Below are 23,142 nucleotides of genomic sequence, written 5' to 3' on the forward strand. Positions count from 1 at the left end.
TTACTATTCCAAAACCTTAAATGAAAATTCATGAAACTAAACTGTGTTGTAGTGGACGATAGTTCGATTCAACGAATGATCATCGCAAAGTTAGTTAATAACCATCCAAACTTACATTTAATAGGGGATTTCTCGAATGCAATTGAAGCCAGGAGCTGCATGTCTATACATAATGTAGACCTAATATTTCTTGACATTGAAATGCCTGTAATTAGTGGTTTTGATTTTTTAGATGGATTAAAAACAAAACCTCAAATAGTTTTCATAACCTCGAAAGCAGAGTATGCACTCAAAGCCTTTGATTATGATGCAACCGACTATCTTCAAAAACCAATCGCAATTGATCGATTTAATGCATCCGTCAAAAGGGCAATTGATTTATATCAATTAAAGCAAGACACCAGAGATGAAGAAGGAGATCATGTTTTTATTAAAAGTAATTTGAAAAAATTAAAAATCTTTACTTCCAAAATCAAATGGATTGAAGCTTTTGGTGATTATGTTAGAGTCGTTACTGATGAGGATAGCCACCTCGTACTTTCCACTATGAAATCTTTTGAAAACGAGCTATCGAAAACAAAGTTTGTAAGAGTGCACAAATCGTACATCATAAATATTGACAAAGTGGAACGCTTCAATAGTAAATTTGCAGAAATTGGCCCTATGAAAATACCCTTGAGCCGAAACAAAAAAGAAGATCTAATAAAAGCCCTATCAGTTGCATAAAAAATTACTTTAGTAAAAATCGACATTTACAGAAACTTTAATCGCCCTATATTGGGCCACTGAATCAAAACTATTCAACATTTTTTGAATAGTTTTTTTTGTTCCTGCCACTGAAGTGTTTTGAGGAATCTTAATTATGATGACCCTTATATATTCGTTTCTAATTCTGCTTATAGCGGGTTCTTCTGGACCTAGAACGGGCATATTCAAATTCAAGCTCATTACCTCATACAACCACATTGCACCTTCCTTTAATTTGCTAAAATCTCGCTGTTTTAATGTGAGCTTTATTATTCTAAAGTACGGCGGATATTTATAAATCTGTCTGTCATACAATTGTTCATTATACATACCCCAGTAATCATTATTTGTCACTTGCTGTATCGTATTGTGATTGGGGTTGTACGATTGAATAATTACTTTTCCTTGCTTCTCAGAACGCCCTGCGCGCCCCGACACCTGAACCATCATTTGGAAACTTCTTTCAAAGGCTCTAAAATCAGGGTGATACAACATATTATCAGCGTTCATAATCCCCACTAAACTCACATTATCAAAATCTAATCCTTTGGCCAGCATTTGAGTTCCCACTAAAATATCGACTTCTTTATTTTTAAAACTATCAATGATTTTTTCGAACCCAAATTTACCTCGAGTGGTATCCTGATCCATTCTCCCGATTTTATTATCAGGAAAAAGAGCAATTAACTCCTGTTGAATTTGCTCTGTACCAAACCCTTTGGTTGTCAATTCGACACTAGAACAACTGTGGCAATGTGTAGGTTTAGCAATCGAGTATCCGCAGTAATGGCAACGCAATTGATTTTTATGCTTATGATAAGTTAAACTTACATCGCATTGTTGGCACTGCGGAACATGCCCGCAGGTCATACATTCCAATAACGGGGAATATCCTCTCCTGTTTTGAAACAAAATTACTTGCTCTCCTAATGACAGTGCAATGGTAATTCCCTCAATCAAAGAATCACTAAAGTGACCTTTCATTCTTTTGCGAAAGTATTTGTCTTTTAAATCTACCAATTCTATTTCAGGCATCATCACTTTGCCATAACGTTCGGTAATTTCTACGAGACCGTATTTATCAGATTTGGCGTTAAAATAAGTTTCAATACTAGGCGTTGCCGAGCCTAGCAAAACTTTCGCCTTATAGTAACTAGCTAAAACAATTGAAGCATCGCGCGCATGGTAACGTGGTGCCGGATCAACCTGCTTAAACGTTTGTTCGTGTTCTTCATCTACTATTATAAACCCGAGGTCGTGGAAAGGCAAAAACAAAGCCGACCTCGCTCCTATTATAATTTGTGCTTTCTCAGAGTTTTTTAATACTTGATTCCAAACTTCTACCCGCTCATTATTATTGTATTTAGAATGGAAAACAGCCACTTTATTTCCAAAATAAGCACTTAATCTTGTCACTAGTTGAGTTGTGAGTGCAATTTCTGGCAATAAATACAGTACTTGTTTGCCAGTAACTAGATATTCTTCAATCAACTTGATATATACCTCTGTCTTTCCGCTTGATGTTACCCCATGCAAAAGACAAACTTCTTTCTTGACGAAACTGGCCTTGATAGACTCAAAAGCATTTTGTTGCGCATTGCTTAGTTGTAATTCCTCTTCCTTTGTTTTTGCGGAGAAACTGACTCTGTCTTCCTGTATAAAATAATCCTCAAATATTTCTTTATCGATTAATGCTTTTACGGTCGCCGAAGTAGAATCCGTTAACTCAATCAACTTTTTCACAGTGACGGGCTTCTTTTCGGATGCCCTTAATTGAAAAAATCGCAAGACAATTTCTTTTTGCTTGCTGGCATTTTTTAATTTATCTAGTAATTCACTTAACCCCAGATTCGACTCATATATAGAATGTAATCGAATGTATCTAACTAACTTGGGTTTATAGCTTTCCAGCATTTCTTCTTGAAGAACCAATATTTTCTTATCTATCAGTTTTTGAATGACTGGAAAAATGTTCTTTTTATTCAAAATACTAACTATATCTTGTATTTTTAATGAAGATTGCTGCTGTAATGCTTGATATATCAAATACTCATCGTCAGAAAGTTCACTTTCATCCACGAAAACATCTGTTTTTTGAGAAATTATTGTTTCGCTTTCGAGTAATAGCGCGCTTGGCATAGCCCCGCGATATACATCTCCAATTGCACACATGTAATAGGATGCAATCCATTGCCAATGAGCAATCTGAACTTCGGTTACAATTGGCTTTTCATCAAGAATTTGATGAATTTCCTTTGCATCATATAATAATGGTTGATTTTCATGCGTGTCAATAACTAATGCCGTATAGATTTTGCTTTTACCAAAAGGCACTGCAAGACGCATTCCTTTTTTGATATAATTATATTCTGTTTCAGAAACGCTGTAAGTAAACGTTTTAGCAAGGGAAAGCGGTAAAATTACTTCTGCGAAAAAAGACATTATTTGAATATTGTGTGAATAGAATTAGTTTTTTTTGGGCATAGAAAAATTACTTAACTCTATACCAATATTGTGTCCTACCTAATAATGCAATTCCAATATATCCGCGAACTTTAAGCTTGTTCTTCGATTTTAAAACGATACTACATCTGTAATGTCGACCATTTTTAGGATCCATAATTTCTCCAGAATTGTATTCATCGCCGTCTTTAGATAGCCCCTTTATAATTGTCAATCCCAAGATTGGTTTATTAGCATCCAGTCCCGAGCAATTTTTGCATATATCTTTTTTATGTTCAGGAGCAAAAATCTCCATCACTCTTCCATAAATTTTTCCGGATTTTTCGTAGATTTCAACGATTGCTCTAGCCTCACCAGTCTCATCGTCTATGGTTCTCCACATTCCTGTAACTCCATTGCTTTGTGCAAAGAACAGTGGAGATATAAGTAATATTAAAACAGTGAAGATTTTTTTCATTATTTATTTTTTTAACCCAAATAGTACAGCGTCTAATAATTTTTTTTGCGCTCATTTAGTAAACAGCTACAAAAAGCCATTTGTTTTCACCAAAGCTAGCATAAAATCAGTAAAAGCTTTTACATTAAGCTAATTTTCTTTTTCTTTTTCAAGTTGTTAACCGCTAAATTTAATTCAAAACCGAGGAGTAAAATCATACAGTTGATCCAAATGTAAAACATAACGATCAACAAGGTTCCTATAGAACCGTATAGCTGATTGTACTGAGAAAATCGCAGCACCCAAATCCCAAAGAAATAAGAAATTATAATTGTGAAAATTGTAGTAAAGACAGAACCAATAGATATAAAGGATCTGCTTTTGTCATGTTTAGTTCCAAACTTGAAGAGTATCGATGTTGTAACTAGAATCATTAGCAACAAGAATACATATCGGCCTAAAACTATTAAAGGAATCTGCTCACTTAAGACATTGTGAACAGTGATTTTTTGAATAAAAACTTCAAATACTACAATTATAGCAACAGTAAGAATAAGCAAAAAACTTAATATAATAGACATTCCTATAGCCACAAAATACTGATGAAAAAAACCTCTTTTTACTAAAACATGCCGTGAGTTTTCAAATCCTCCCAAAATAGCATTTAATCCATTTGCCATCAACAATATAGACAAAAGAAACCCAGAAGACAACAAACCCGAATGACTATTATGAAGAATATCATCAACAATATTCTCGATCGCATAATAAGTATTTGGAGGAACCCCCTCAGACACGAATTTTAAAAAATCCTGCTGAAAACCTTCGATTGGGATATACGGAATAAGGTTAAAAATAAATAGCGCAAAAGGAAATAACGCCATAAAAAAACTGAACGCAATCGAACCAGCCCTATTAGACAGCGCTCCTTCGGCAATCCCAATAATATATAATTCCAATAAATCGTAAAGAGACAGGCCTTCTAACCAATGTAATTCTACCCCTTTTAAAAAGCGGGCCAAATCTCTCAATACTGGAATTTTTTCAATTCTTTCTTCTATTTCTGCTGACATTAATTACACATTTTCATTAAATCATCCATTTTTTATCGCAAAGTGTACAGCATTGCTCCTAAATCAAAACAAAGATAATGTAAGTTAAATCAAATTGCTTTCAGGCTTAAGTCCATATTATAAATAGAATGAGTCAAGGCTCCCGAAGAAATATAATTGACACCGCATTCGGCATAATTTCGTACTGTCTCTTCATTTATATTTCCCGAAGACTCGGTCAAGCATTTGTCACCAATTAAAGCAACTGCTTCTCTCGTCATCTCATAATCAAAGTTATCCAAAAGGATTCTATAAACCCCTTCACAGACTATGATTTCTTTGACTTCATCAATGTCTCGCGCTTCAACAATGATTTTCAGTTTTAGATTCTGTTCAGTAAGGTACTTTTTTGTTTTTGATATGGCCAAGGTAATTCCTCCTGCAAAGTCAATGTGGTTGTCTTTGAGCATAATCATATCATAAAGTGCAAAACGGTGGTTTTCGCCCCCGCCTAGTTTTACTGCCCATTTTTCAGCAACACGAAAACCGGGAGTTGTTTTGCGAGTATCCAAAATCATTGTGTTAGTTCCTTCAAGTAACTTGACGTAGCTGTTAGTCTTTGTAGCAATAGCTGACATGCGCTGCATGGAATTTAGCACTAACCTTTCTGCTTTTAAAATGGATTGCGAGCTTCCTGACACATTAAAAACAATATCACCAGACTTTACTTCTGTTCCATCCTCAATAAAGGTTTCCACTTGAAGTTTGGGATCCACAAAGTTAAAAATCATTTTAGCAAATTCTACTCCGGCAATAATCCCTTCGTCTTTGACCAAAAGTTTTGCTCGCCCTTGCGCCGAAACAGGAATACAAGCTAAGGAGCTGTGATCTCCATCACCGACATCTTCGCGGATAGCATTAGAAATTAGAATTTGTAACTCGTTTTGAAACTGGGCTTCGCTAATCATTATCGTTGGACTTTGTGTACCGCTAAAGTAGCGTATATTTTGTGGATTTGAAAATTTGTTTCCCAAAGTATTCCTAACTTTATCTTACTCTTCTGAGTAAAACTCCCTAATTACACTATGACTAAAAAGATTACTTTGTAGATTTATAGAAATAAACATTAATTTAGGCCCGCACCTCAGACCTATAAGATAAATTTGCCTTTTTGTTTTAAATCGCTTATTGGAAAAGGCTTGAGTAGAAAGCTAATGCTTTGTTTGTATGTATGCATGTTTTGTGAAAAAATACTGCATACAAGTTCTAGAGATAACTATAAATAACTCGTTTTTAAAAAGTACTAAATACAGTTACAAATATTGACGCCTTTAATTTAAAAAAGTCTATTTAAAACATTATTAATAATCTCTGCTGAGAGTGGGCCTAGCGATGAAAAATGAAACGAACCTCGCAGTATCAAAAAAAAGAATGTTTATTTGCATAAAACTTATAAAATCAAAGTACCAGGTTTAATCACTCTAACTGAATATATCGATGCAAGAAAATCACCATAATCACCAAAAGAAAAAAAGCAGTATTACGATGAATTATGAAAAAAAATTACCACTAACAATTGGGATAAAAAGAGTGGTTATCTGTTTGTGTTTATTGCTTTTTGCAACTGTATCATTTTCACAGCAAGCCATCCTCAACAAAAAAAATGATTCGCTAAATACTTCCCTCATTCAGTCATTTAATAAAAAACTGACTCTTGTAGAAGGACAACGAATTACCGATTCTATAAAGAGGGCGGAACTTGAATTGCAAATTTTGTCATTAAAAACATCCGACAACCTTAAAAAAGAAGAATTGCAAAAACAACTGCAAGCTTTAAATGACAAGGAATCCAAACGTTTGGCTGAAAAAAAAGCACAAATTGATTCTATGAGGCTTACAGCTAAAGGATATCCCGTCATAGGTTTTTTTAATGACACATTGTTTAAAGTATATAGTAAATTAGGTAGTTTTTCAGCAAAAGACAGAGCCGATGCTATTAGTATTAGAGTAGAAAATCTCTCAGATAACTACAGTTTTAAAGCTGATTCCTTAAAAGTTGCTGAGTCTGAAACGACAGTCGATTTAGTTTATGGGGAAAGTATTATTATGAGTATATCAGAAAATGATGCACTCTGGAATAACTCTACTAAGGAAGAGCTAGCCAAAAAATACCAAATACTGATTGGTGAGGCGGTAAACAACTATCTACAAGAAACTAGTTTAACGACATTAGCAAAAGAGATTGGATTGGCACTGCTCGTTTTAATTATAATGGGTGCATTAATTTCATATGTAATGAAGTTTTTCCTTTGGACAGCGATTAAAATTAAAAAGCAGGAAGGCAAACGCATCCATGGAATAAAAATCAGGAACTTCACTTTGTTCGATGCCCATCAGCAAGTGAATGCGCTACTTAATGTCAATACGATTTTGAAATGGCTGATTATACTGCTTTTAGTTTATGTAGCTCTACCTATTCTGTTTGGTATCTTTCCCTGGACAAAGGATTTCGCCGGAACTCTTTTTGGGTATATCTTAAACCCACTTAAAAACATCATTATTGGATTTTGGAATTACTTACCTAACCTAATTACAATACTTGTTATCGTTTTCGTTTTTCGTTATGTCTTAAAAGGAATCCATTTCTTAAAAAATGAAATTGAAAAAGGAAATTTGGAACTGTCCGGTTTTTATCCGGATTGGGCTAACCCAACATACCAAATCATTCGCGTTATTGTTTTTGCATTTATGGTAGTGGTAATTTTTCCCTACCTTCCGGGAAGCGACTCTGCAGTATTTCAAGGAGTATCTGTTTTTCTCGGTTTCCTATTCACCTTTGGCTCATCCGGTTCACTTTCTAATATCATTGCCGGTTTAATTCTCACTTATATGCGATTATTTAAAATTGGTGATCGTGTTAAAATTGGTGACGTAGTAGGTGATGTGATTGAAAAATCGTTGCTAGTAACCCGAATTAGAACCGTAAAAAACGAAATCATTTCAATCCCAAACTCGACAGTAATGAGCAGTCATACCATAAATTACAGCAGCGATGCTCCAGAAAAAGGTTTGATTATCCATTCCACAATAACCATTGGTTATGATGTGCCTTGGAAAGATATGCATCAGGCGCTAATTGACGCGGCTTCTAAAACAGATTTAGTTTTGCAGGAACCGAAACCTTTTGTGTTGCAAACCAGTTTGGATGATTTCTATGTCTCCTACGAAATTAATGCATATATTAATGAACCAAATAAACAAGCGGTTATTTACTCTATGCTACACCAAAACATTCAGGATATTTGCAATGAACGAGGAATTGAAATAATGTCGCCACATTACCGCGCTGCTAGAGATGGGAATACTTCAACGATTCCAACAAGTTATTTGGGTAAGGACTATAAAGCTCCTTTCTTTAATGTAAACTTCAAAAGTACAGTACAGGATAAGCAATAAAAAAACAGAAAGAATGAACTTAATAACAGTTAAAGTGCCTAAAGTTAGGAAAGCTTTTTCGCTAAATCTAGCCTTCAATAAAAACTCAGTTTTTTATAATCCTTTATATTTGAAATCATCTAGAGAAAATTGAAGATTAAAAAATTACCCCAGACTATAAATCATTTACAAGACATAACACATATTGACTAAACCTTACCTATGAAAATATACTTTACCCTCCTTTTTTCCGCCTTACTGAATTTTGGCTACTCGCAACCAACCAACACTTATTTTGAAAAAATCAGAAACAATGAGGCTGAGCTAACTGCATTCTTTTCTCAAATGCCCAAAGGAGGTGACCTGCATCACCATTACAGTGGATCCATTTATGCGGAGCCTATTCTGGAAGATGCAATAAATGAAGATTTTTACCTGAATACTGCAACTATGCAAGTACTTAAAGAGAAAACTTCAAGCGGGACTTGGGAATTATTTTCAACATTAAAAAGTCAGGGGCAATTAAGCGCTTATAAACAACAAATAATGGAAAAATGGTCCATTAAAGATTATAACAATGTCGATTATCCCTCTGATAAATTGTTTTTTGAATCCTTTGACAAATTTAGCTCGGCACTGGTTGGTCACTTTGGAGAAGGATTGTTGGAATTGAAAAATAGGGCCATTAAGGAAAATGTAAGTTACATAGAAACACAATTATCTACAATACCAAGCGATATCAATACCGATCAACTGACGAATTACAACCAAAAATTAAGACAATTGGCGGTTAACAGAAATGAAGTTGGAATTAACCAACTGCTGGACTCCATATATTCTTCTGTACTTCAAAAAGGCGCTGCATCCTATGCAGAAGACTTCAATACTGATTTTGTTGCCAAACTCCATAATGAACTTAAAATCGATGATGCCCGTTTTACGATGCGCTACCAAAATTTTGTTTTACGATTTATGGAACCTGTAGATTTGTTCAAAAACCTCGTCGTTGCTTTTATTTCTGCTGACAGCAGCCCACTTATGGCGGGTGTAAATATTGTTTCTCCAGAAGACGGTGAGACTTCTATGAAAGATTACTGGCTTCATATGGTCATGTTCAAGTACTGCAACAGCCGATATCCTAATGTCAAATATTCGATGCACGCGGGAGAACTTACCTTAGGACTAGTGCAACCCGAAGATCTTACTTGGCACATCCGAGAAGCTGTTTATACAGCGGGCGCCTACCGAATAGGCCATGGAGTTGATCTTGCCTACGAGGAAAATCCATATGAGCTTTTGCGCTATATGGCGAAAAACAATATCGCTATCGAAATCAACTTGGTGAGTAATGAGTTTATTTTAAAGGTAAAAGAAACCCGCCATCCGTTCTCATTATATAGGGAGTTTGGTGTTCCTATTGTTATTAGCACTGACGATGCGGGCATATTGAGAACTAATATGACAGAGCAATATGTACTATTAGCCAAAAGATATAAGAACGTTTCATACGCAAACATCAAACAGTACGTATACGACAGTATCTATTACAGTTTTATAAAAGATGAATCCGTTAAGAAACAATTATTGGAAGATCTTGATCTCCGATTCAAAGCTTTTGAAGCTAAATTTCCAATAAAATAAAATACAATGAATATCAAACTCATCGCCATTGGCAAAACCGATAATAAAGCATTACAATCTTTAATTGACGATTATACCAAACGTTTGTCTTTTTATATTAAGTTCGATCTGGATATCATTCCCGATATCAAGAATGTAAAAAACTTATCTGAAAGCCAGCAAAAGGAAAAAGAAGGCGAATTGATATTGGCCAAAGTCACGCCAACGGACCAACTCATTTTATTGGACGAAAACGGAAAAAATTTCTCCAGCGTAGGATTTTCAGAAGAATTGCAGAAGAAAATGAATTCGGGCGTAAAGACTTTAGTTTTTGTTATTGGAGGTCCTTATGGGTTTTCAGATATTGTATATGCCAAAGCACAAGGGAAAATATCGCTTTCACTGATGACCTTTTCACACCAAATGGTACGTCTATTTTTTATCGAACAGTTGTATCGCGGTTTTACTATTTTGAAAAACGAACCCTATCATCACCAGTAATTTCAGTGTTCAGTACTCAGTGCTAAATATTGCGTTTTTAGTGTTCAGTTCTATAAAACGTATTGATCATCTGTTTGTAAATTAACTGAATAAAAGTAAATAACACTATTAATATAGGCATCAAACGACATTTTTTTATCAAAGCAGAATTGGTATGGATTTGATTTATCGACCAGTCCTTTAACAAAGGTTTCCAGTTCATCTTGTTTTACTAGGACATTATTTACTACAATTTAACTGCTTATATCAAAAAAGATAGTCGTCCCGATTGGCTTTTCCATTTTATAGTACACTTCTATAAAAAGAATTAAAGTCCTGTTCTTAAAACTACTATCAGAATAGTAATAATAATTTATGCCTCTTCGTTTTTGTGCGCTTTTTCTTTACATTTCTTATCCTGTAATTTTATGGCTTCAGGAATTACAACTCGCAAAGGCGAACGCTTGTCTGACTTAAAAACCCAATTGGTAGTAATAATGCTATTTTTCCTATTGACTATAGCCGTTGTGTCTTTCTTGTTTATTCTGAAAAAATGTTAAACAGAGAATGATCTTATTTATTTCGAACAATAGTGCTATGCAATTTCAGCCGTAATATATCCTCAATATTTACTCAGGACTTAAATACAAAAAAACTTACGCAAAGACATCTAATCACTAAAAATTAATTTTATTAAATAGCCTAACAGACTCCACCGCCTCTTTTACATCATGAACTCTCAAAATTTTGGCTCCTTTAGTTAAGCCGATAGTATTTAAAACCGTCGTTCCATTTAAAGCTTCAGCCGAACTGATATCCAAAGACTTTGTAATCATTGATTTTCTTGAAAAACCAACCAATAACGGCAACTCTAGCATTTCAAACAATTGTAGTTTTTGCAGAACTTCATAATTTTGCTCGAGGTTTTTGGCAAAGCCAAACCCAGGATCAATTATCAAATCGTTTATACCTAAACTTCTAGCTTTATGGATTCTCTCTGAAAAATAAAAAAGCATCTCTTTAACGATATCATCGTAATTTGTCATGCTTTGCATTGTTTGTGGCGTTCCACGCATATGCATCATAATATATGGAACATTATGTTTCGCTACCACTTCCAGCATTTTATTGTCTAGATTTCCAGCCGAAATATCATTGATAATTGCCGCCCCTTTTTCTATACAGACCCTAGCCACTCCGCTTCTAAAAGTGTCAATAGAAAGTATAGCTTCTGGATAGTGTTTCAGGATTAACTGGACCGCAGGAACAATTCTGTCAAGCTCTTCCTCTTCAGAAACAAATTCGGCATTTGGTTTGCTTGAATATCCTCCGATATCAATGAACGTAGCGCCATCAGTTAGCATTTTTTCCACCTGAGAAAGCATTTCACTTTCCCCAGATTCCCCAGAATTGTACTTTCCTCCATCAAAAAACGAGTTGGGAGTAAGATTCAATATCCCCATTACTTTGGGAGTTGCTAAGTCTATCAGTTGGCCTTTGCAGTTAATAGTCATTTGTTTACAGTTTTAAGGACTTCAAAATTATACATTCAAAAAAAATATGTTATTTTTGAGAAAATTATTAGACAAATATACACCAATAATGAAGAATACTTCTCAAGAATACGATAAGGTAATTGCGATTTGTCGTTCGCTCTTTATCAATAAAATGACTGATTACGGTAGCGCTTGGCGTATACTTAGACTGCCGTCATTAACAGATCAAATCTTCATAAAAGCGCAAAGAATCAGAAGTTTACAGGAAAACGAAATCCGAAAAGTAAACGAAGATGAAACGGGCGAATTCATTGGGATTATCAATTATTCCATTATGGCACTTATCCAATTAGAATTGGGAGTAGCAGATCAGCCTGATTTAGATGTAAAAAACGCAACCGAATTATACGACTCCAAAATCAAACTAACCAAACAGTTGATGGAAGATAAGAATCATGATTATGGAGAAGCTTGGCGCGAAATGCGAGTTAGTTCACTAACCGATCTGATTTTACAAAAGCTGCTTCGAGTCAAGCAGATCGAAGACAATAAGGGAAAAACAATCGTTTCAGAAGGCATCGATGCTAATTATCAAGATATGATCAACTATGCAGTTTTTGCATTGATCTTAATGGATTTCGCTAAATAAAACAAAATAAAATATGAAAAACGTACTTACTCAATTTTCTAGAATATTCGTTGGTTTACTATTCATTATTTCGGGATTAATTAAACTGAACGATCCAGTAGGTTTTTCATATAAACTAGATGAGTATTTCAGTGAACCTGTATTTAATATGCCTATTCTAGTTCCATTAACTTTGGGACTCGCTTTATTCTTGGTTATACTAGAAGTGGTATTGGGCGTAATGCTACTTATAGGTTACAAATCAAAATTCACTATTTGGAGTTTATTACTTATGATAGGATTTTTTACCTTTTTAACCTTTTATTCCGCCTATTTTGACGTTGTAAAAGACTGCGGTTGCTTTGGCGATGCATTGCATCTTACTCCTTGGCAATCCTTCACTAAGGATATTGTTTTACTATTTTTCATTCTACTTCTATTCATAAATAAAGATTTAGTAAAACCTCTTTTTCAGAACTCCGTCCAAAATATAATCACTTATGCAAGCATCATTCTATGTATGTTTATGGCCGTTTGGGTACTCAATCATTTACCAATAATCGATTTTAGACCTTATCAAGTAGGTGCTAACATCCAAAAAGGAATGGAAATTCCGGACGGTGCCCCAAAATCAGTTGTTGAAATGATTTTTATATATAACGTAAATGGGGTCGATACGGAATTTACAGAAAAAGACTTAATGGCAATTCCAGAAGCTGCAACTTTTGTGGATCGAAAAGACAAGGTAATTACCAAAGGATACGTTCCTCCCATCCATGATTTCACGATGGTAAAAGAGGATTCAGATTATAAAGAAGAATTACTTCAAGAACCAAAACTGCTAATGTTTGTCACTTATGATTTGGCAAACTCAGAAGAAGGCGGAATGCAAAAACTCGAAAAATTAAATCAAGAAGCTAAAGCAAAAGGCTATAAAGTTATCGCTATGACAGCTTCATCTCCGAAGCTAATTACCGAAGCGCAAAAAAAATACGGTTTAACTTTCGACTTCTACTTTTGCGATGCAACTACTTTAAAAACCATCGAAAGAGCCAACCCAAGTATCGTTGTTCTTGAAAAAGGAACAATTAAGCAGAAAGTGCATTACAACGACATCAAAAAATTAGATCTATAAAAAGGTCACAAAGTCGCATTATTATAGGCGGAACCAAATTTTGCCTTATTACTATTCGACAACTGACTTTTGACTTAAAAAATAAATGCTAAAATACTTTCTAAAGAAAATCGGCTATGCACTGCTCACCCTTTATGGCGTGATTACTGTGATATTTTTCCTATTCAACGTTTTGCCTGGCGATCCTGCGAGAATGATGTTGGATCAAAATGAAAATTCAGAGCAACTAGCTTTGATAAAGAAAAAGTACGGTTTTGACAAACCCATTTCGACCCAATATTTATACTATCTCAACGACCTTTCGCCTATTTCAATTCACAGCAATAACGAATCGGACTACAGCTTTTTGAAGGAAGGAAAATACAATGCTGCATCGCTATTTAAAATTGGACAAACGACTCTTGTTATCAAGACTCCATATTTGAGGGAAAGCTTTCAGAAAAGTGGTAAAAAAGTTTCTGAAATTATTGGAAACACCTTGCCAAACACAGCTATTTTGGCCCTTTTTGCAATTGTGATTGCTATTGTTTTCGGTATTATTTTCGGTATTGTCTCAGCTTTACACAAAGACACTTGGATCGATCGTATGATTGCGCTTGTAAGCACACTAGGAATGAGCATACCGTCTTTTTTTAGTGCCATTCTCTTTGCATGGCTATTTGGGTTTGTCCTCCAAAAATATACGCACTTAAATATGACTGGGAGTTTATATGAGGTAGATGATTTTGGTGAAGGAAGGTACATCCAATGGAAAAACATTATTTTACCTGCAATCGTTCTGGGAATTCGCCCGTTAGCCGTTGTGATCCAACTGATGCGTAACTCTTTACTAGAAACATTCGGACAAGACTATATCCGTACCGCAAGAGCCAAAGGCTTATCTGAAATTCAGATCATTAGAAAACATGCTTTAAAAAACTCACTAAATCCCGTAATCACCGCAATTTCTGGATGGTTTGCATCCATGCTAGCAGGAGCGGTATTTGTGGAGTATATTTTTGGCTGGAATGGTTTAGGGAAAGAAATTGTAGAAGCATTAAATAATTTGGACTTACCAGTTATTATGGGCGCTGTTCTTGTCATTTCGACCACTTTTGTCGTAATAAACATTCTCGTAGACATTATTTACGCTTATCTCGATCCAAAAATTAGACTCTCCTAGCCCCTTACACCCAAAAATTCTATTTGTTTTAGAAATAAAATTATTATTAAATCATAAATAGCTGTCAATCTCAGCTTAACTACAACGATTGCAGTTTAGATTTCATCACTAAAACGGCAGGCTTTGTGATTAAAAAACAGTATATCCAAAAAAAAACAATCTATAATCCTCAATCAAATTGTTTGTTTTAACTTTGCTTAAAATATAAAAAATGAAAATAATATTTGCTTTATTTATTGCATTCGCTACATTTTCTTGTACCAATGACAAAAAAACTAGCTTTTCAAAAGAAGCTTTGTCAGAAACAATATTAACCTCTGATGGAAGTCAGCTTGCATTTGGAGATGTTCTAAAGAAGCATGAAGGAAAAACAGTAGTAATCGAGGTTTGGGCTTCGTGGTGTGGAGATTGTGTAAAAGCAATGCCAAAAATAAAAGAACTTCAGGCAAATAATACTGATGTTGACTTTGTCTTTATCTCTATGGACAAAACGGCTGACAAATGGAAAACAGGAATAGAAAAGCATGAACTTGTAGGCGATCACTATATGGCCAACGACCAAATGGAAGGTGTGTTTGCAAAGGCCATAGACCTAGATTGGATACCTAGATACATCATCGTAGACAAAACCGGTAATATTGCCTTGTATCGTGCAATAGAAACCGATTTTGACCAAATCAATGAAACATTAGAAAATTTAAAATAACGAACTAAAAACAATAACTAAATATAATACAAACCGAAATGAGAAATAAGATTGTAGCTGGAAACTGGAAAATGAATAAAAATTCGGAGCAGACTGAAGATTTATTAAATGAATTAATAGAGAAAATGCCGATAGATACTGAAGTAAAGGTTATAGTAGCGCCTACTTTCGTAAACTTATCTTCAGCAGTAGATCATCTACAATTTACTTCCATCGAAGTAGCTGCTCAAAATGTACACCAATCTGAAAGTGGAGCCTTTACGGGAGAAATCTCTGCTGATATGTTAAAAAGTGTTGGCGTAGGTATAGTAATTCTTGGACACTCAGAGCGTAGAGCAATCTTTCATGAAACTGATGCGTTGATTGCCAGTAAAGTAAACACTGCGTTAGAACACGACATGACAGTAATTTTTTGTTTTGGTGAGGAGTTAAAAGACCGTCAATCAAAAAATCATTTCAACATTGTAGAAAATCAATTGCGAGATGGATTATTTCAAATAGCAGCAAAAGACTGGAATCATATTGTATTGGCTTACGAGCCAGTATGGGCTATAGGAACAGGAGAAACAGCCTCTCCTGAACAAGTACAAGAAATGCACGAATTTATCAGAGAAACTGTTCGTAAAGCTTATGGAAGCGATATCGCTGAAGATGTTTCTATACTGTATGGTGGTAGCGTAAAACCCGACAATGCCAAAGAAATTTTCTCTAAACCAGATGTAGACGGAGGTCTTATTGGTGGAGCAGCTTTAAAAGTAGATGATTTCATTGCAATCGTTACTGCATTTTAAAATTCACGATAGTTTTATAAAAAAGCGATAATTCATTTTATCGCTTTTTTTATATGCCTATTTCGACCTGAAAACGTAGGTACCAATTATTTTTTATGGTTCCGTCATAATAATTTAAGGCATCAAAAGTTAATTCAGTTTGCACTTTAAAAGTATGTTCCCAAATATATTTAGTCAAACCAATGGTATATTGTTTCGTATTGGGTGCCAAAGCCCTAATATCTTCTCCTACTTTTTGTGTAGAATACCTTCCAATAATTTCATAATTCGTCAGGAAATTATAACTCAGCTGATGATCAAATCCATTACCTACATAAGCAAAATTAGATTGTGTAACATCTTCCGGATTGAACGTAACAGCATTCCTGGAGGTAGTCCTAGACATATAACTTGACATGACAGACCAGCCATTGTATTTGAGCATAGCATCAAGCATAACTGATTTCATAGTACGGGCTTCAAATAAATCATTCCCTAGTTGACCTTGCGTTCTTTTAGCATCATTATTTTGCTGAAAAGCTCCGGAAAGCAACAACTTAGGCTTTTTTTCTCTAACAAGATCCCCTTCAAAATAGGTTCCATCTCTAGCAAAAGCTCCAAAAGGCAACAATTCCACTTTACCTGTAACGGCCACTCCTACATCTGCATTTCCAGTAATGTTCCTTCCTTCACCTGATGTTATAGCCGTTTTAAAATTATATGAAAATTTATCTCTAAACTCATTTATATTGTGAATTTGAAAACCAAAATCTCTGTCAATAGTAAATCTGGCATTGTTAATCGATCGATCTGTTAACTGTAATCCGCCTGAAGAATTTACACGCTGCCGGTTGCCAGGCAATTTTGTTTGTCCAAAACTGATATTCCAGTTTTTATTAGGTCTGTAAAAAACAACCGCATCACGAATAATATTAATATTTTCGCCTTCTCTAATTTCGCCAACGTCGCCGGGGGCAAATGACAATTGTAGTGCATACAAAAATTTTGGTGAACCTACATAACCGTCAAATCGCAAACGCAATCGTCGGATTTGTCCATCATAACTCCTCTTTTCATCTTCGTTTTCAGCATAAGTTAACCTATTTTGCATTCGGAAACGAATATTTAACTGATATAAACTATCAGGAGAAGTTATTCCAATTCCTTTACCAAAACTATAATACGGAAGCGCTGATAACATTAAATCATTATCTTGTTTGCTTTGCTTGATGTTCACTTGAGCGCTGATTGACATGCTGCATACAAAGATCAAAAATAAGACTAATCCTTTCATGTTATACTGATGTTTTTTGAGTACAAATGTAAAATAAAATTTGATTTACAAATGCAGTTTAAATAGTGATTGCTACCTTTGCAAAAAAAATAGACATGTCAAACATATATATTGGATATCATTTTAATATTGAGCCAAAAGAACTAGGCTCAGAAATATTAATCGCAGAATTGGGCGAAAGAGCATTCGAAAGTTTTGCTGAAACTGAAACTGGTATTTCCGCCTTTGTGCAAAAAGACCTATGGGATGAGGCAATTCTTCAGGATATCCATATTCTTGAATCTGAGGAGTTTAAAATTGATTATACTTTCGAAGAGATAGATCAAGTAAATTGGAATGAAGAATGGGAAAAGAATTTTGAACCTATCGATGTAGAAGGAAATTGTCACGTTCGTGCTCCTTTTCACCCAAAAACCGACGCTGAATTTGATATCCTTATTGAACCGAAAATGAGCTTTGGGACCGGTCACCATGAAACAACACACATGATGATTCAACATTTACTAGAAACGGATGTTAGCGGAATGAAAACACTCGATATGGGCTGCGGGACAGCCATCTTGGCTATTCTTGCAGAAATGAAAGGCGCACAACCAATTGATGCTATTGACATTGACAATTGGTGTTATTTGAATTCAATAGAAAATGCAGAACGTAATAATTGCCATCAAATTACTGTCTATGAAGGTGATGCCACATTATTGAAGGGCAAAAAATATGACTTGATTATTGCCAACATTAACCGCAATATTTTATTGGAAGACATGCAAAGTTATGTTGATTGTTTGAATCCAAAAGGGACGCTTCTTTTAAGTGGTTTTTATGAAGAAGACATCCCCTTTATTAATGGCTCTTGCACCGAAAAAGGTTTGAAATATGTTAAAAAGTTCGAAAGAAACAATTGGGTTTCACTAAAATACGTAAATTAGCTTGAGGAAATTTTTGGATGATAGCGAAAACTTTCCAAACATCATTACAAATTATTCGAAAGCCATTTATTAAAATGTTTGCGTTTCAAGAAAGTTAAGGAGTCTTAAATCTAGCGATTAGCACTATATAAACCCGTTTACAATGGTACAAAATTTTAATTTTTGTACCATTGCAAACAAAACAAACTATATTTTTATTTAAACCCCAAAATTATTTAAAGATGTGTACAAAAGAAAAAGTAAGAGAGAAAGTAACTTTAAAAAAGGCTCCATCAATAAACAACGAAATTATAGTTTATAATGATGATGTTAATACTTTTGACCACGTCATAGAAACTCTAATACGAGTATGTGAGCATACATCAGAACAAGCAGAGCAATGCTCTTTGATAGTACATTACAAGGGAAAATGCACCGTCAAAACAGGCTCGCTTGATAAATTGAAGCCGCAATGTAGCCAACTGCTTGAGGCCGGTTTGAGCGCTGAAATTGCTTAAATTTAAGCAGTAATATCCTTTAAAAAGGTTTTATTTGACAATAATATCAAAAAAACATTCTGATTTGCTCTATATTTGAGTAGATTAGATTTTTTTTTATGGAAAAATATTAATTATAGCGCGACCACTTTTTTCGAAAAGCTTAGGGCTTTTTAAGAGCAATTGCGATTCGGGTCTTTTTCGGAAAAAGCTTCGGACTTAATCCGCCGCTTCAAATGGGCTTTTATATAATTATTGCTTGCGCAACACTCTCACTGTTTATGAAATTTTGTTTTCTTTTAAAGTCTAAGTACAAAAAGGAATTTATTATTAATTCATAAAAATAAACATGAAAAACGAATTCTTCTTAAAAAGCTATATTGGGATAAGCACACTTTACCTTCTAATCGTATTTTTAGGTCAAGAACAGCTTGCATGGTTTATGAAACCTTTTTTGATTCCCTTTTTATTGCTCGGCGTAATTTTTCACGTCAACTTTCCATCAAAAAAGCTTCTTGTAACGGCATTAGTATTTTCTTGGATCGGAGACGTTCTATTCCTATTTTCGAACAGGCACGAAGCATACTTTATAAGTGGCTTGATAGCTTTCCTGCTATCCCACATCGTTTACATCATTACTTTTAGCAAGCAATTAAAAATAAGGAACAGAAAAAATAAAGCTGTATTCTGGATTGGTGTTACAGTAATTATAGTGTACTTTATGACGATGTTAGCGATACTATCGCCAAGTCTTGGGGATTTTAAAATTCCTGTTTTTATTTACGCATTGTCGCTTTCGACTATGTTGTTGTTTGCTTTTAAAGGATTTTTAATCTGGGAAGAACCCGCTAACTGGTATATTCTATTGGGCGCCATTATCTTTGTCTGTTCAGACAGCATATTGACATTCGATAAATTCTATTTAAGTGCATCAATCATCCAAGCGCCCCTTTTAATTATGGTCACCTATCTGCTAGCTCAATATCTCATCGTAAAAGGAATTTTTAGTTTAAACCAAAAAAAATAGCATTGCTCAAATTAAGAAATGCTATTTTTTTTGTTTGCATGAATTTAATGAGGCAATTTATCCTTCAAAACTCCATATAAATAAGTCCCAACCAGCGCTCCAAAAAACACAATGAGAATACTCCAAAAACCAGCTCCGAGTAATATAAATATCGGCCCTGGACAACAGCCTACTAGCGCCCAGCCTAATCCAAAAATCAATCCACCTATCAAGTAACGAAATGATCCTGGCTCTTTATCTGAAATTTCAATAGGCAAGCCTTTGATGTCTTTTATTTTTCTTCTTTTTATAATCTGAATTCCAATTATCCCGGTGCCGATTGCTACCATAATTATTCCAAACATGTGAAAAGATTGAAACTGAAACATCTCATAAATTCGATACCAAGAAACTGCTTCCGACTTTGTCAATACAATTCCGAAAACAAAACCAACTAATAAATATTTTAATACTTTCATACTTTAAAAATTAAAGGGAATATAAAATAAGTCATAATCAATCCGCCAACAAAGAAACCAATAACTGCCTTTAATGAAGGAATTTGTAAGTTACTCAGTCCAGAAATAGCATGTCCTGACGTACAACCACCTGCATATCGAGACCCAAAACCAATCAATAGTCCACCTACTAGCAATATTAAAATATTCATAGGTGACTGAAATATTTGATTACCAAATAGTGTTTCAGGCAGTAATTTTCCCTGTGGTGCATCAATTCCAAGTTTGGCCAACTGCTCTATAGTTTTTGGATTAATGGAAACGTTTGAAGGGTCACTCATAAAATGAACAGCAACAAAACCACCCAGCATTGCACCAGCAACAACGACTAAATTCCAACGCTGAGATTTCCAGTCAAAATCGAAAAAACGAACACGTTTACCCAATCCTGACATCGAACAAAGCGAACGAAGGTTTGACGACATTCCAAAATTTTTCCCGAAATAGATAAGACACAGCATAATCATTCCGATTAAAAAACCAGATACATACCATGGCCAAGTTTGAAAAATAATCTCCATTTTGTTGTTTTAATTTTTACAAAAGTAAGCCTTCTTATTATGAAATATAAAACAAATCAAGAACAAATATTTATATAGGACACGATAGCCTTAGCAGTTCTGATTATATTTGTATTATATAAATCAGATTCGTCCACAACTTATATCAATTAAATGAAAAAATTAATTCTCTTTTTTACTGTAATTCTCTTTTTTGCTTCCTGCATCAGCAGCAGATCCACTATCAAAAATATTGATGATAATGCTCCTCTTCCGCAACTTAGCAAAAACAATACTTTTGTAATTACAGAATACAGTAAAGATAAAAAATATGGATATGACAAAGATTATCCCATCAATATTTTCTATTACAGCACGAGGAATGAGACGATCAATCAAGAACGTTTCTTAAATGCTTTGGCAGGACCAAAAGGAGAAAAACTTAGCTTTACAAAACGGGAAAGTTGCTGCCCTTTCCCTACAAAAAGAAGCGAAATGGGAGCTGGTTTTTTAGATGTTTATGAGGTGAAATGGGATGGTCAAAAAAAACCTGTTCTATTATATATGAATATCTATGAAAAAGGAGCCTTAAAAGTACCTGTTGGTTTTAGTTTAAAAATAATTAAAAGCATAATGCCATAGCCCTGATAGCAGCGGCATCCGTCTTGTTTTTCCTTTAAAAACAAGAAGATAAAGTGGATAGCAGGAATTAGCTCCTACTCACACAATCGTTCTCTATAATAAGTATAATTTATAAACCGTAAATAGCAAATCATAACTACCTTTGCAACTTTAAAAACAATACTTATGAATATACAAGATATAACCCAAATCAAACACACCGATAGCGGAAATTTCTTCTTGTTAGCTGGTCCTTGCGCTATTGAAGGAGAAGAAATGGCAATTAGAATTGCTGAGAAATTAGTTGGAATTACTGATAAATTACAAATTCCATTCGTATTCAAGGGCTCTTTCAAAAAAGCAAATCGTTCTAGAATTGACAGTTTTTCTGGAATTGGAGATGAAAAAGCATTAAAAATATTGAGAAAAGTATCTGAAACTTTCCATGTTCCAACGGTAACAGATATTCATACTAACGAAGATGCTGCAATGGCTGCTCAATATGTAGATATATTGCAAATCCCCGCTTTTTTAGTACGTCAAACAGATTTAGTGATGGCTGCTGCCAACACTGGAAAAGTGGTAAACTTGAAAAAAGGACAATTTATGAGTCCCGAAAGCATGAAGCATGCGGTACAAAAAGTTTTGGATTGCAATAACCAAAACGTAATGGTTACGGATCGTGGAACTATGTTTGGTTACCAAGACATGATAGTTGATTTTAGAGGAATTCCTACAATGCAACAATACGCGTCAACGGTGCTGGATGTAACACATTCTTTACAACAACCCAATCAAACTGCTGGAGTAACTGGGGGAAGACCTGATATGATTGAAACAATCGCTAAAGCAGGAATTGCTGTAGGTGTTGATGGTATCTTTATAGAAACTCATTTTGATCCTGCAAATGCAAAAAGTGATGGCGCAAATATGCTCCATTTGGATTATTTTGAAGCCTTAATGACCAAATTAGTCGCCATTAGACAAACGATTAATAAATTATAATTTTTTTACAATACATTCATTGAAATATACATTTTTATACGCCGCATTTTTAGCGTTTGTTTTTATTAATACTATAAGTGCTCAAGAAGAGATTAAAATACAAGATAAATATACTGCACATAATAAAGGAAAAATTTTTATATCCTGGGGAGGAAACAGAGAAAGCTACTCCAAATCAGATATTACTTTTAAAGGGAAAGATTACAACTTTACGCTTCATAATGCTACTGCTCATGATAAGCCTAAAGGTTGGCATACTGATTATATAAATCCCACGAGAATGACAATTCCTCAAACTAATTTTAGAATTGGCTATTTTATTAGTGACCAGTATAGTGTTGCCATAAGAGTAGATCATATGAAATATGTAATGACGCAAGATCAAACCGTAAATGTAACAGGAACAATTGCTACTGGCTCTGAATTTGATGGGACATATAACAATACTCCAACGGTAATGACGAACCAATTCTTAATGTACGAGCATACTGATGGTTTGAACTATATCAATACTGAATTTTCAAGACACGATGATATTTCGTCCTTGTTTAAAATAGGAAATACTGATAAAATTCAGATTAACCTGGGATCAAGTCCAAAACCTGTGGAGTAGCGAAATTTAAGCATAAATATTAGTTAGCCTAAAAAGAAAGAATTCTACAT

Annotated in this window: 23 protein-coding genes; 15 read left to right on the top strand and 8 right to left on the bottom strand. The window is 34.5% G+C overall.

Features of this window, described 5'->3' with window-relative positions:
- The first annotated feature begins 30 nt into the window (after positions 1 to 30).
- A complete protein-coding gene (locus tag ACEN2H_RS05080; protein WP_441731024.1) occupies positions 31 to 726 on the top strand; it encodes a LytR/AlgR family response regulator transcription factor in 696 nt (231 codons plus the stop codon).
- Positions 727 to 735: 9 nt separating this feature from the next.
- Here the strand turns inward: ACEN2H_RS05080 and priA are convergent, their stop codons facing one another.
- The 4 genes from priA to nadC all read right to left on the bottom strand — a co-directional run bounded on the left by priA (position 736) and on the right by nadC (position 5,666).
- Entirely contained in the window at positions 736 to 3,189 is a 2,454-nt protein-coding gene (priA, locus tag ACEN2H_RS05085; RefSeq protein ID WP_441731026.1) for a replication restart helicase PriA, read from the bottom strand.
- Between the two features lie 49 nt (positions 3,190 to 3,238).
- On the bottom strand, positions 3,239 to 3,667 hold the full coding sequence (locus ACEN2H_RS05090; protein ID WP_441731028.1) for a DUF2147 domain-containing protein: 429 nt from the start codon (positions 3,665 to 3,667) through the stop codon (positions 3,239 to 3,241).
- Between the two features lie 119 nt (positions 3,668 to 3,786).
- On the bottom strand, positions 3,787 to 4,719 hold the full coding sequence (locus ACEN2H_RS05095; protein WP_441731030.1) for a YihY/virulence factor BrkB family protein: 933 nt from the start codon (positions 4,717 to 4,719) through the stop codon (positions 3,787 to 3,789).
- An 89-nt stretch (positions 4,720 to 4,808) separates the two neighbouring features.
- Positions 4,809 to 5,666 carry a carboxylating nicotinate-nucleotide diphosphorylase gene (gene nadC / locus ACEN2H_RS05100; protein ID WP_441731032.1) on the bottom strand — a complete coding sequence of 286 codons (858 nt, stop codon included), beginning with the start codon at positions 5,664 to 5,666 and terminating at the stop codon, positions 4,809 to 4,811.
- A gap of 529 nt (positions 5,667 to 6,195) precedes the next feature.
- On the opposite strand from nadC, the gene ACEN2H_RS05105 reads away from it, so the two are divergent.
- From ACEN2H_RS05105 to rlmH, 3 genes are all read left to right on the top strand, one after another.
- Positions 6,196 to 8,154, top strand: coding sequence for a mechanosensitive ion channel domain-containing protein (locus ACEN2H_RS05105; RefSeq protein WP_441731034.1), 1,959 nt, complete (start codon positions 6,196 to 6,198; stop codon positions 8,152 to 8,154).
- A gap of 201 nt (positions 8,155 to 8,355) precedes the next feature.
- The gene (locus tag ACEN2H_RS05110) at positions 8,356 to 9,774 is read left to right on the top strand and encodes an adenosine deaminase (RefSeq protein ID WP_441731036.1); all 1,419 of its coding nucleotides are present in this window, start codon (positions 8,356 to 8,358) and stop codon (positions 9,772 to 9,774) included.
- 6 nt (positions 9,775 to 9,780) lie between these two features.
- The gene (gene rlmH, locus ACEN2H_RS05115; RefSeq protein WP_441731038.1) at positions 9,781 to 10,254 is read left to right on the top strand and encodes a 23S rRNA (pseudouridine(1915)-N(3))-methyltransferase RlmH; all 474 of its coding nucleotides are present in this window, start codon (positions 9,781 to 9,783) and stop codon (positions 10,252 to 10,254) included.
- Between the two features lie 656 nt (positions 10,255 to 10,910).
- Here rlmH and folP read toward each other — a convergent pair.
- Positions 10,911 to 11,747 (bottom strand): dihydropteroate synthase, encoded by an 837-nt coding sequence (folP, locus tag ACEN2H_RS05120; protein WP_441731039.1) that lies wholly within the window; start codon positions 11,745 to 11,747, stop codon positions 10,911 to 10,913.
- An 88-nt stretch (positions 11,748 to 11,835) separates the two neighbouring features.
- On the opposite strand from folP, the gene ACEN2H_RS05125 reads away from it, so the two are divergent.
- The 5 genes from ACEN2H_RS05125 to tpiA all read left to right on the top strand — a co-directional run bounded on the left by ACEN2H_RS05125 (position 11,836) and on the right by tpiA (position 16,151).
- A complete protein-coding gene (locus tag ACEN2H_RS05125; RefSeq protein WP_441731064.1) occupies positions 11,836 to 12,378 on the top strand; it encodes a DUF1599 domain-containing protein in 543 nt (180 codons plus the stop codon).
- A gap of 13 nt (positions 12,379 to 12,391) precedes the next feature.
- Positions 12,392 to 13,492, top strand: a complete 1,101-nt coding sequence (locus ACEN2H_RS05130) for a BT_3928 family protein (RefSeq protein WP_441731040.1) — start codon at positions 12,392 to 12,394, stop codon at positions 13,490 to 13,492.
- A gap of 85 nt (positions 13,493 to 13,577) precedes the next feature.
- Complete coding sequence (locus tag ACEN2H_RS05135; RefSeq protein ID WP_441731042.1) at positions 13,578 to 14,654, top strand: ABC transporter permease; 1,077 nt, start codon at positions 13,578 to 13,580, stop codon at positions 14,652 to 14,654.
- A gap of 211 nt (positions 14,655 to 14,865) precedes the next feature.
- Positions 14,866 to 15,360: a TlpA family protein disulfide reductase gene (locus tag ACEN2H_RS05140; RefSeq protein ID WP_441731043.1), complete on the top strand. Its 495-nt coding sequence runs from the start codon at positions 14,866 to 14,868 to the stop codon at positions 15,358 to 15,360.
- Between the two features lie 38 nt (positions 15,361 to 15,398).
- Positions 15,399 to 16,151, top strand: coding sequence for a triose-phosphate isomerase (gene tpiA / locus ACEN2H_RS05145; RefSeq protein ID WP_441731045.1), 753 nt, complete (start codon positions 15,399 to 15,401; stop codon positions 16,149 to 16,151).
- A gap of 49 nt (positions 16,152 to 16,200) precedes the next feature.
- Here tpiA and ACEN2H_RS05150 read toward each other — a convergent pair whose 3' ends face one another.
- Entirely contained in the window at positions 16,201 to 17,424 is a 1,224-nt protein-coding gene (locus ACEN2H_RS05150) for a porin (protein WP_441731046.1), read from the bottom strand.
- Positions 17,425 to 17,519: 95 nt separating this feature from the next.
- Between ACEN2H_RS05150 and prmA the strand changes: the two genes are divergently transcribed.
- The 3 genes from prmA (at position 17,520) to ACEN2H_RS05165 (ending at position 19,856) form a co-directional block, all read left to right on the top strand.
- Positions 17,520 to 18,353 carry a 50S ribosomal protein L11 methyltransferase gene (prmA, locus tag ACEN2H_RS05155; protein WP_441731047.1) on the top strand — a complete coding sequence of 278 codons (834 nt, stop codon included), beginning with the start codon at positions 17,520 to 17,522 and terminating at the stop codon, positions 18,351 to 18,353.
- A gap of 221 nt (positions 18,354 to 18,574) precedes the next feature.
- Positions 18,575 to 18,850 (top strand): ATP-dependent Clp protease adaptor ClpS, encoded by a 276-nt coding sequence (locus ACEN2H_RS05160; protein ID WP_441731049.1) that lies wholly within the window; start codon positions 18,575 to 18,577, stop codon positions 18,848 to 18,850.
- 328 nt (positions 18,851 to 19,178) lie between these two features.
- Positions 19,179 to 19,856, top strand: coding sequence for a lysoplasmalogenase (locus tag ACEN2H_RS05165; protein ID WP_441731051.1), 678 nt, complete (start codon positions 19,179 to 19,181; stop codon positions 19,854 to 19,856).
- A 44-nt stretch (positions 19,857 to 19,900) separates the two neighbouring features.
- Here the strand turns inward: ACEN2H_RS05165 and ACEN2H_RS05170 are convergent, their stop codons facing one another.
- Both ACEN2H_RS05170 and ACEN2H_RS05175 read right to left on the bottom strand, forming a co-directional pair.
- Positions 19,901 to 20,314: a DUF6691 family protein gene (locus ACEN2H_RS05170; RefSeq protein WP_441731053.1), complete on the bottom strand. Its 414-nt coding sequence runs from the start codon at positions 20,312 to 20,314 to the stop codon at positions 19,901 to 19,903.
- Positions 20,311 to 20,874, bottom strand: a complete 564-nt coding sequence (locus ACEN2H_RS05175; RefSeq protein ID WP_441731055.1) for a YeeE/YedE family protein — start codon at positions 20,872 to 20,874, stop codon at positions 20,311 to 20,313. Before ACEN2H_RS05175 ends, ACEN2H_RS05170 begins: the two co-directional genes overlap by 4 nt.
- A 153-nt stretch (positions 20,875 to 21,027) precedes the next feature.
- Between ACEN2H_RS05175 and ACEN2H_RS05180 the strand changes: the two genes are divergently transcribed.
- The 3 genes from ACEN2H_RS05180 (at position 21,028) to ACEN2H_RS05190 (ending at position 23,092) form a co-directional block, all read left to right on the top strand.
- Positions 21,028 to 21,495, top strand: coding sequence for a 2-dehydro-3-deoxyphosphooctonate aldolase (locus ACEN2H_RS05180; protein ID WP_441731057.1), 468 nt, complete (start codon positions 21,028 to 21,030; stop codon positions 21,493 to 21,495).
- Positions 21,496 to 21,660: 165 nt separating this feature from the next.
- Entirely contained in the window at positions 21,661 to 22,479 is an 819-nt protein-coding gene (gene kdsA, locus ACEN2H_RS05185; RefSeq protein ID WP_441731059.1) for a 3-deoxy-8-phosphooctulonate synthase, read from the top strand.
- A 19-nt stretch (positions 22,480 to 22,498) separates the two neighbouring features.
- Positions 22,499 to 23,092 carry a hypothetical protein gene (locus ACEN2H_RS05190; RefSeq protein ID WP_441731061.1) on the top strand — a complete coding sequence of 198 codons (594 nt, stop codon included), beginning with the start codon at positions 22,499 to 22,501 and terminating at the stop codon, positions 23,090 to 23,092.
- Positions 23,093 to 23,142: the final 50 nt, after the last annotated feature.

This window comes from Flavobacterium sp. W22_SRS_FP1 (genome assembly GCF_052113685.1).
In the GTDB taxonomy this organism is placed as follows: Bacteria; Bacteroidota; Bacteroidia; order Flavobacteriales; family Flavobacteriaceae; genus Flavobacterium.

Bases quoted from the DNA above. Each gene is read 5' to 3' on its own strand.
- prmA (WP_441731047.1), top strand. From the start codon at position 17,520: ATGTCAAACATATATATTGGATATCATTTTAATATTGAGCCAAAAGAA.
- ACEN2H_RS05140 (WP_441731043.1), top strand. From the start codon at position 14,866: ATGAAAATAATATTTGCTTTATTTATTGCATTCGCTACATTTTCTTGT.
- ACEN2H_RS05170 (WP_441731053.1), bottom strand. From the start codon at position 20,314: ATGAAAGTATTAAAATATTTATTAGTTGGTTTTGTTTTCGGAATTGTA.
- ACEN2H_RS05135 (WP_441731042.1), top strand. From the start codon at position 13,578: ATGCTAAAATACTTTCTAAAGAAAATCGGCTATGCACTGCTCACCCTT.
- ACEN2H_RS05105 (WP_441731034.1), top strand. From the start codon at position 6,196: ATGCAAGAAAATCACCATAATCACCAAAAGAAAAAAAGCAGTATTACG.
- nadC (WP_441731032.1), bottom strand. From the start codon at position 5,666: ATGATTAGCGAAGCCCAGTTTCAAAACGAGTTACAAATTCTAATTTCT.
- ACEN2H_RS05095 (WP_441731030.1), bottom strand. From the start codon at position 4,719: ATGTCAGCAGAAATAGAAGAAAGAATTGAAAAAATTCCAGTATTGAGA.
- priA (WP_441731026.1), bottom strand. From the start codon at position 3,189: ATGTCTTTTTTCGCAGAAGTAATTTTACCGCTTTCCCTTGCTAAAACG.
- ACEN2H_RS05160 (WP_441731049.1), top strand. From the start codon at position 18,575: ATGTGTACAAAAGAAAAAGTAAGAGAGAAAGTAACTTTAAAAAAGGCT.
- ACEN2H_RS05130 (WP_441731040.1), top strand. From the start codon at position 12,392: ATGAAAAACGTACTTACTCAATTTTCTAGAATATTCGTTGGTTTACTA.
- ACEN2H_RS05110 (WP_441731036.1), top strand. From the start codon at position 8,356: ATGAAAATATACTTTACCCTCCTTTTTTCCGCCTTACTGAATTTTGGC.
- ACEN2H_RS05150 (WP_441731046.1), bottom strand. From the start codon at position 17,424: ATGAAAGGATTAGTCTTATTTTTGATCTTTGTATGCAGCATGTCAATC.
- ACEN2H_RS05080 (WP_441731024.1), top strand. From the start codon at position 31: ATGAAACTAAACTGTGTTGTAGTGGACGATAGTTCGATTCAACGAATG.
- ACEN2H_RS05175 (WP_441731055.1), bottom strand. From the start codon at position 20,874: ATGGAGATTATTTTTCAAACTTGGCCATGGTATGTATCTGGTTTTTTA.
- ACEN2H_RS05165 (WP_441731051.1), top strand. From the start codon at position 19,179: ATGAAAAACGAATTCTTCTTAAAAAGCTATATTGGGATAAGCACACTT.
- ACEN2H_RS05125 (WP_441731064.1), top strand. From the start codon at position 11,836: ATGAAGAATACTTCTCAAGAATACGATAAGGTAATTGCGATTTGTCGT.
- rlmH (WP_441731038.1), top strand. From the start codon at position 9,781: ATGAATATCAAACTCATCGCCATTGGCAAAACCGATAATAAAGCATTA.
- ACEN2H_RS05090 (WP_441731028.1), bottom strand. From the start codon at position 3,667: ATGAAAAAAATCTTCACTGTTTTAATATTACTTATATCTCCACTGTTC.
- ACEN2H_RS05180 (WP_441731057.1), top strand. From the start codon at position 21,028: ATGAAAAAATTAATTCTCTTTTTTACTGTAATTCTCTTTTTTGCTTCC.
- folP (WP_441731039.1), bottom strand. From the start codon at position 11,747: ATGACTATTAACTGCAAAGGCCAACTGATAGACTTAGCAACTCCCAAA.
- tpiA (WP_441731045.1), top strand. From the start codon at position 15,399: ATGAGAAATAAGATTGTAGCTGGAAACTGGAAAATGAATAAAAATTCG.
- kdsA (WP_441731059.1), top strand. From the start codon at position 21,661: ATGAATATACAAGATATAACCCAAATCAAACACACCGATAGCGGAAAT.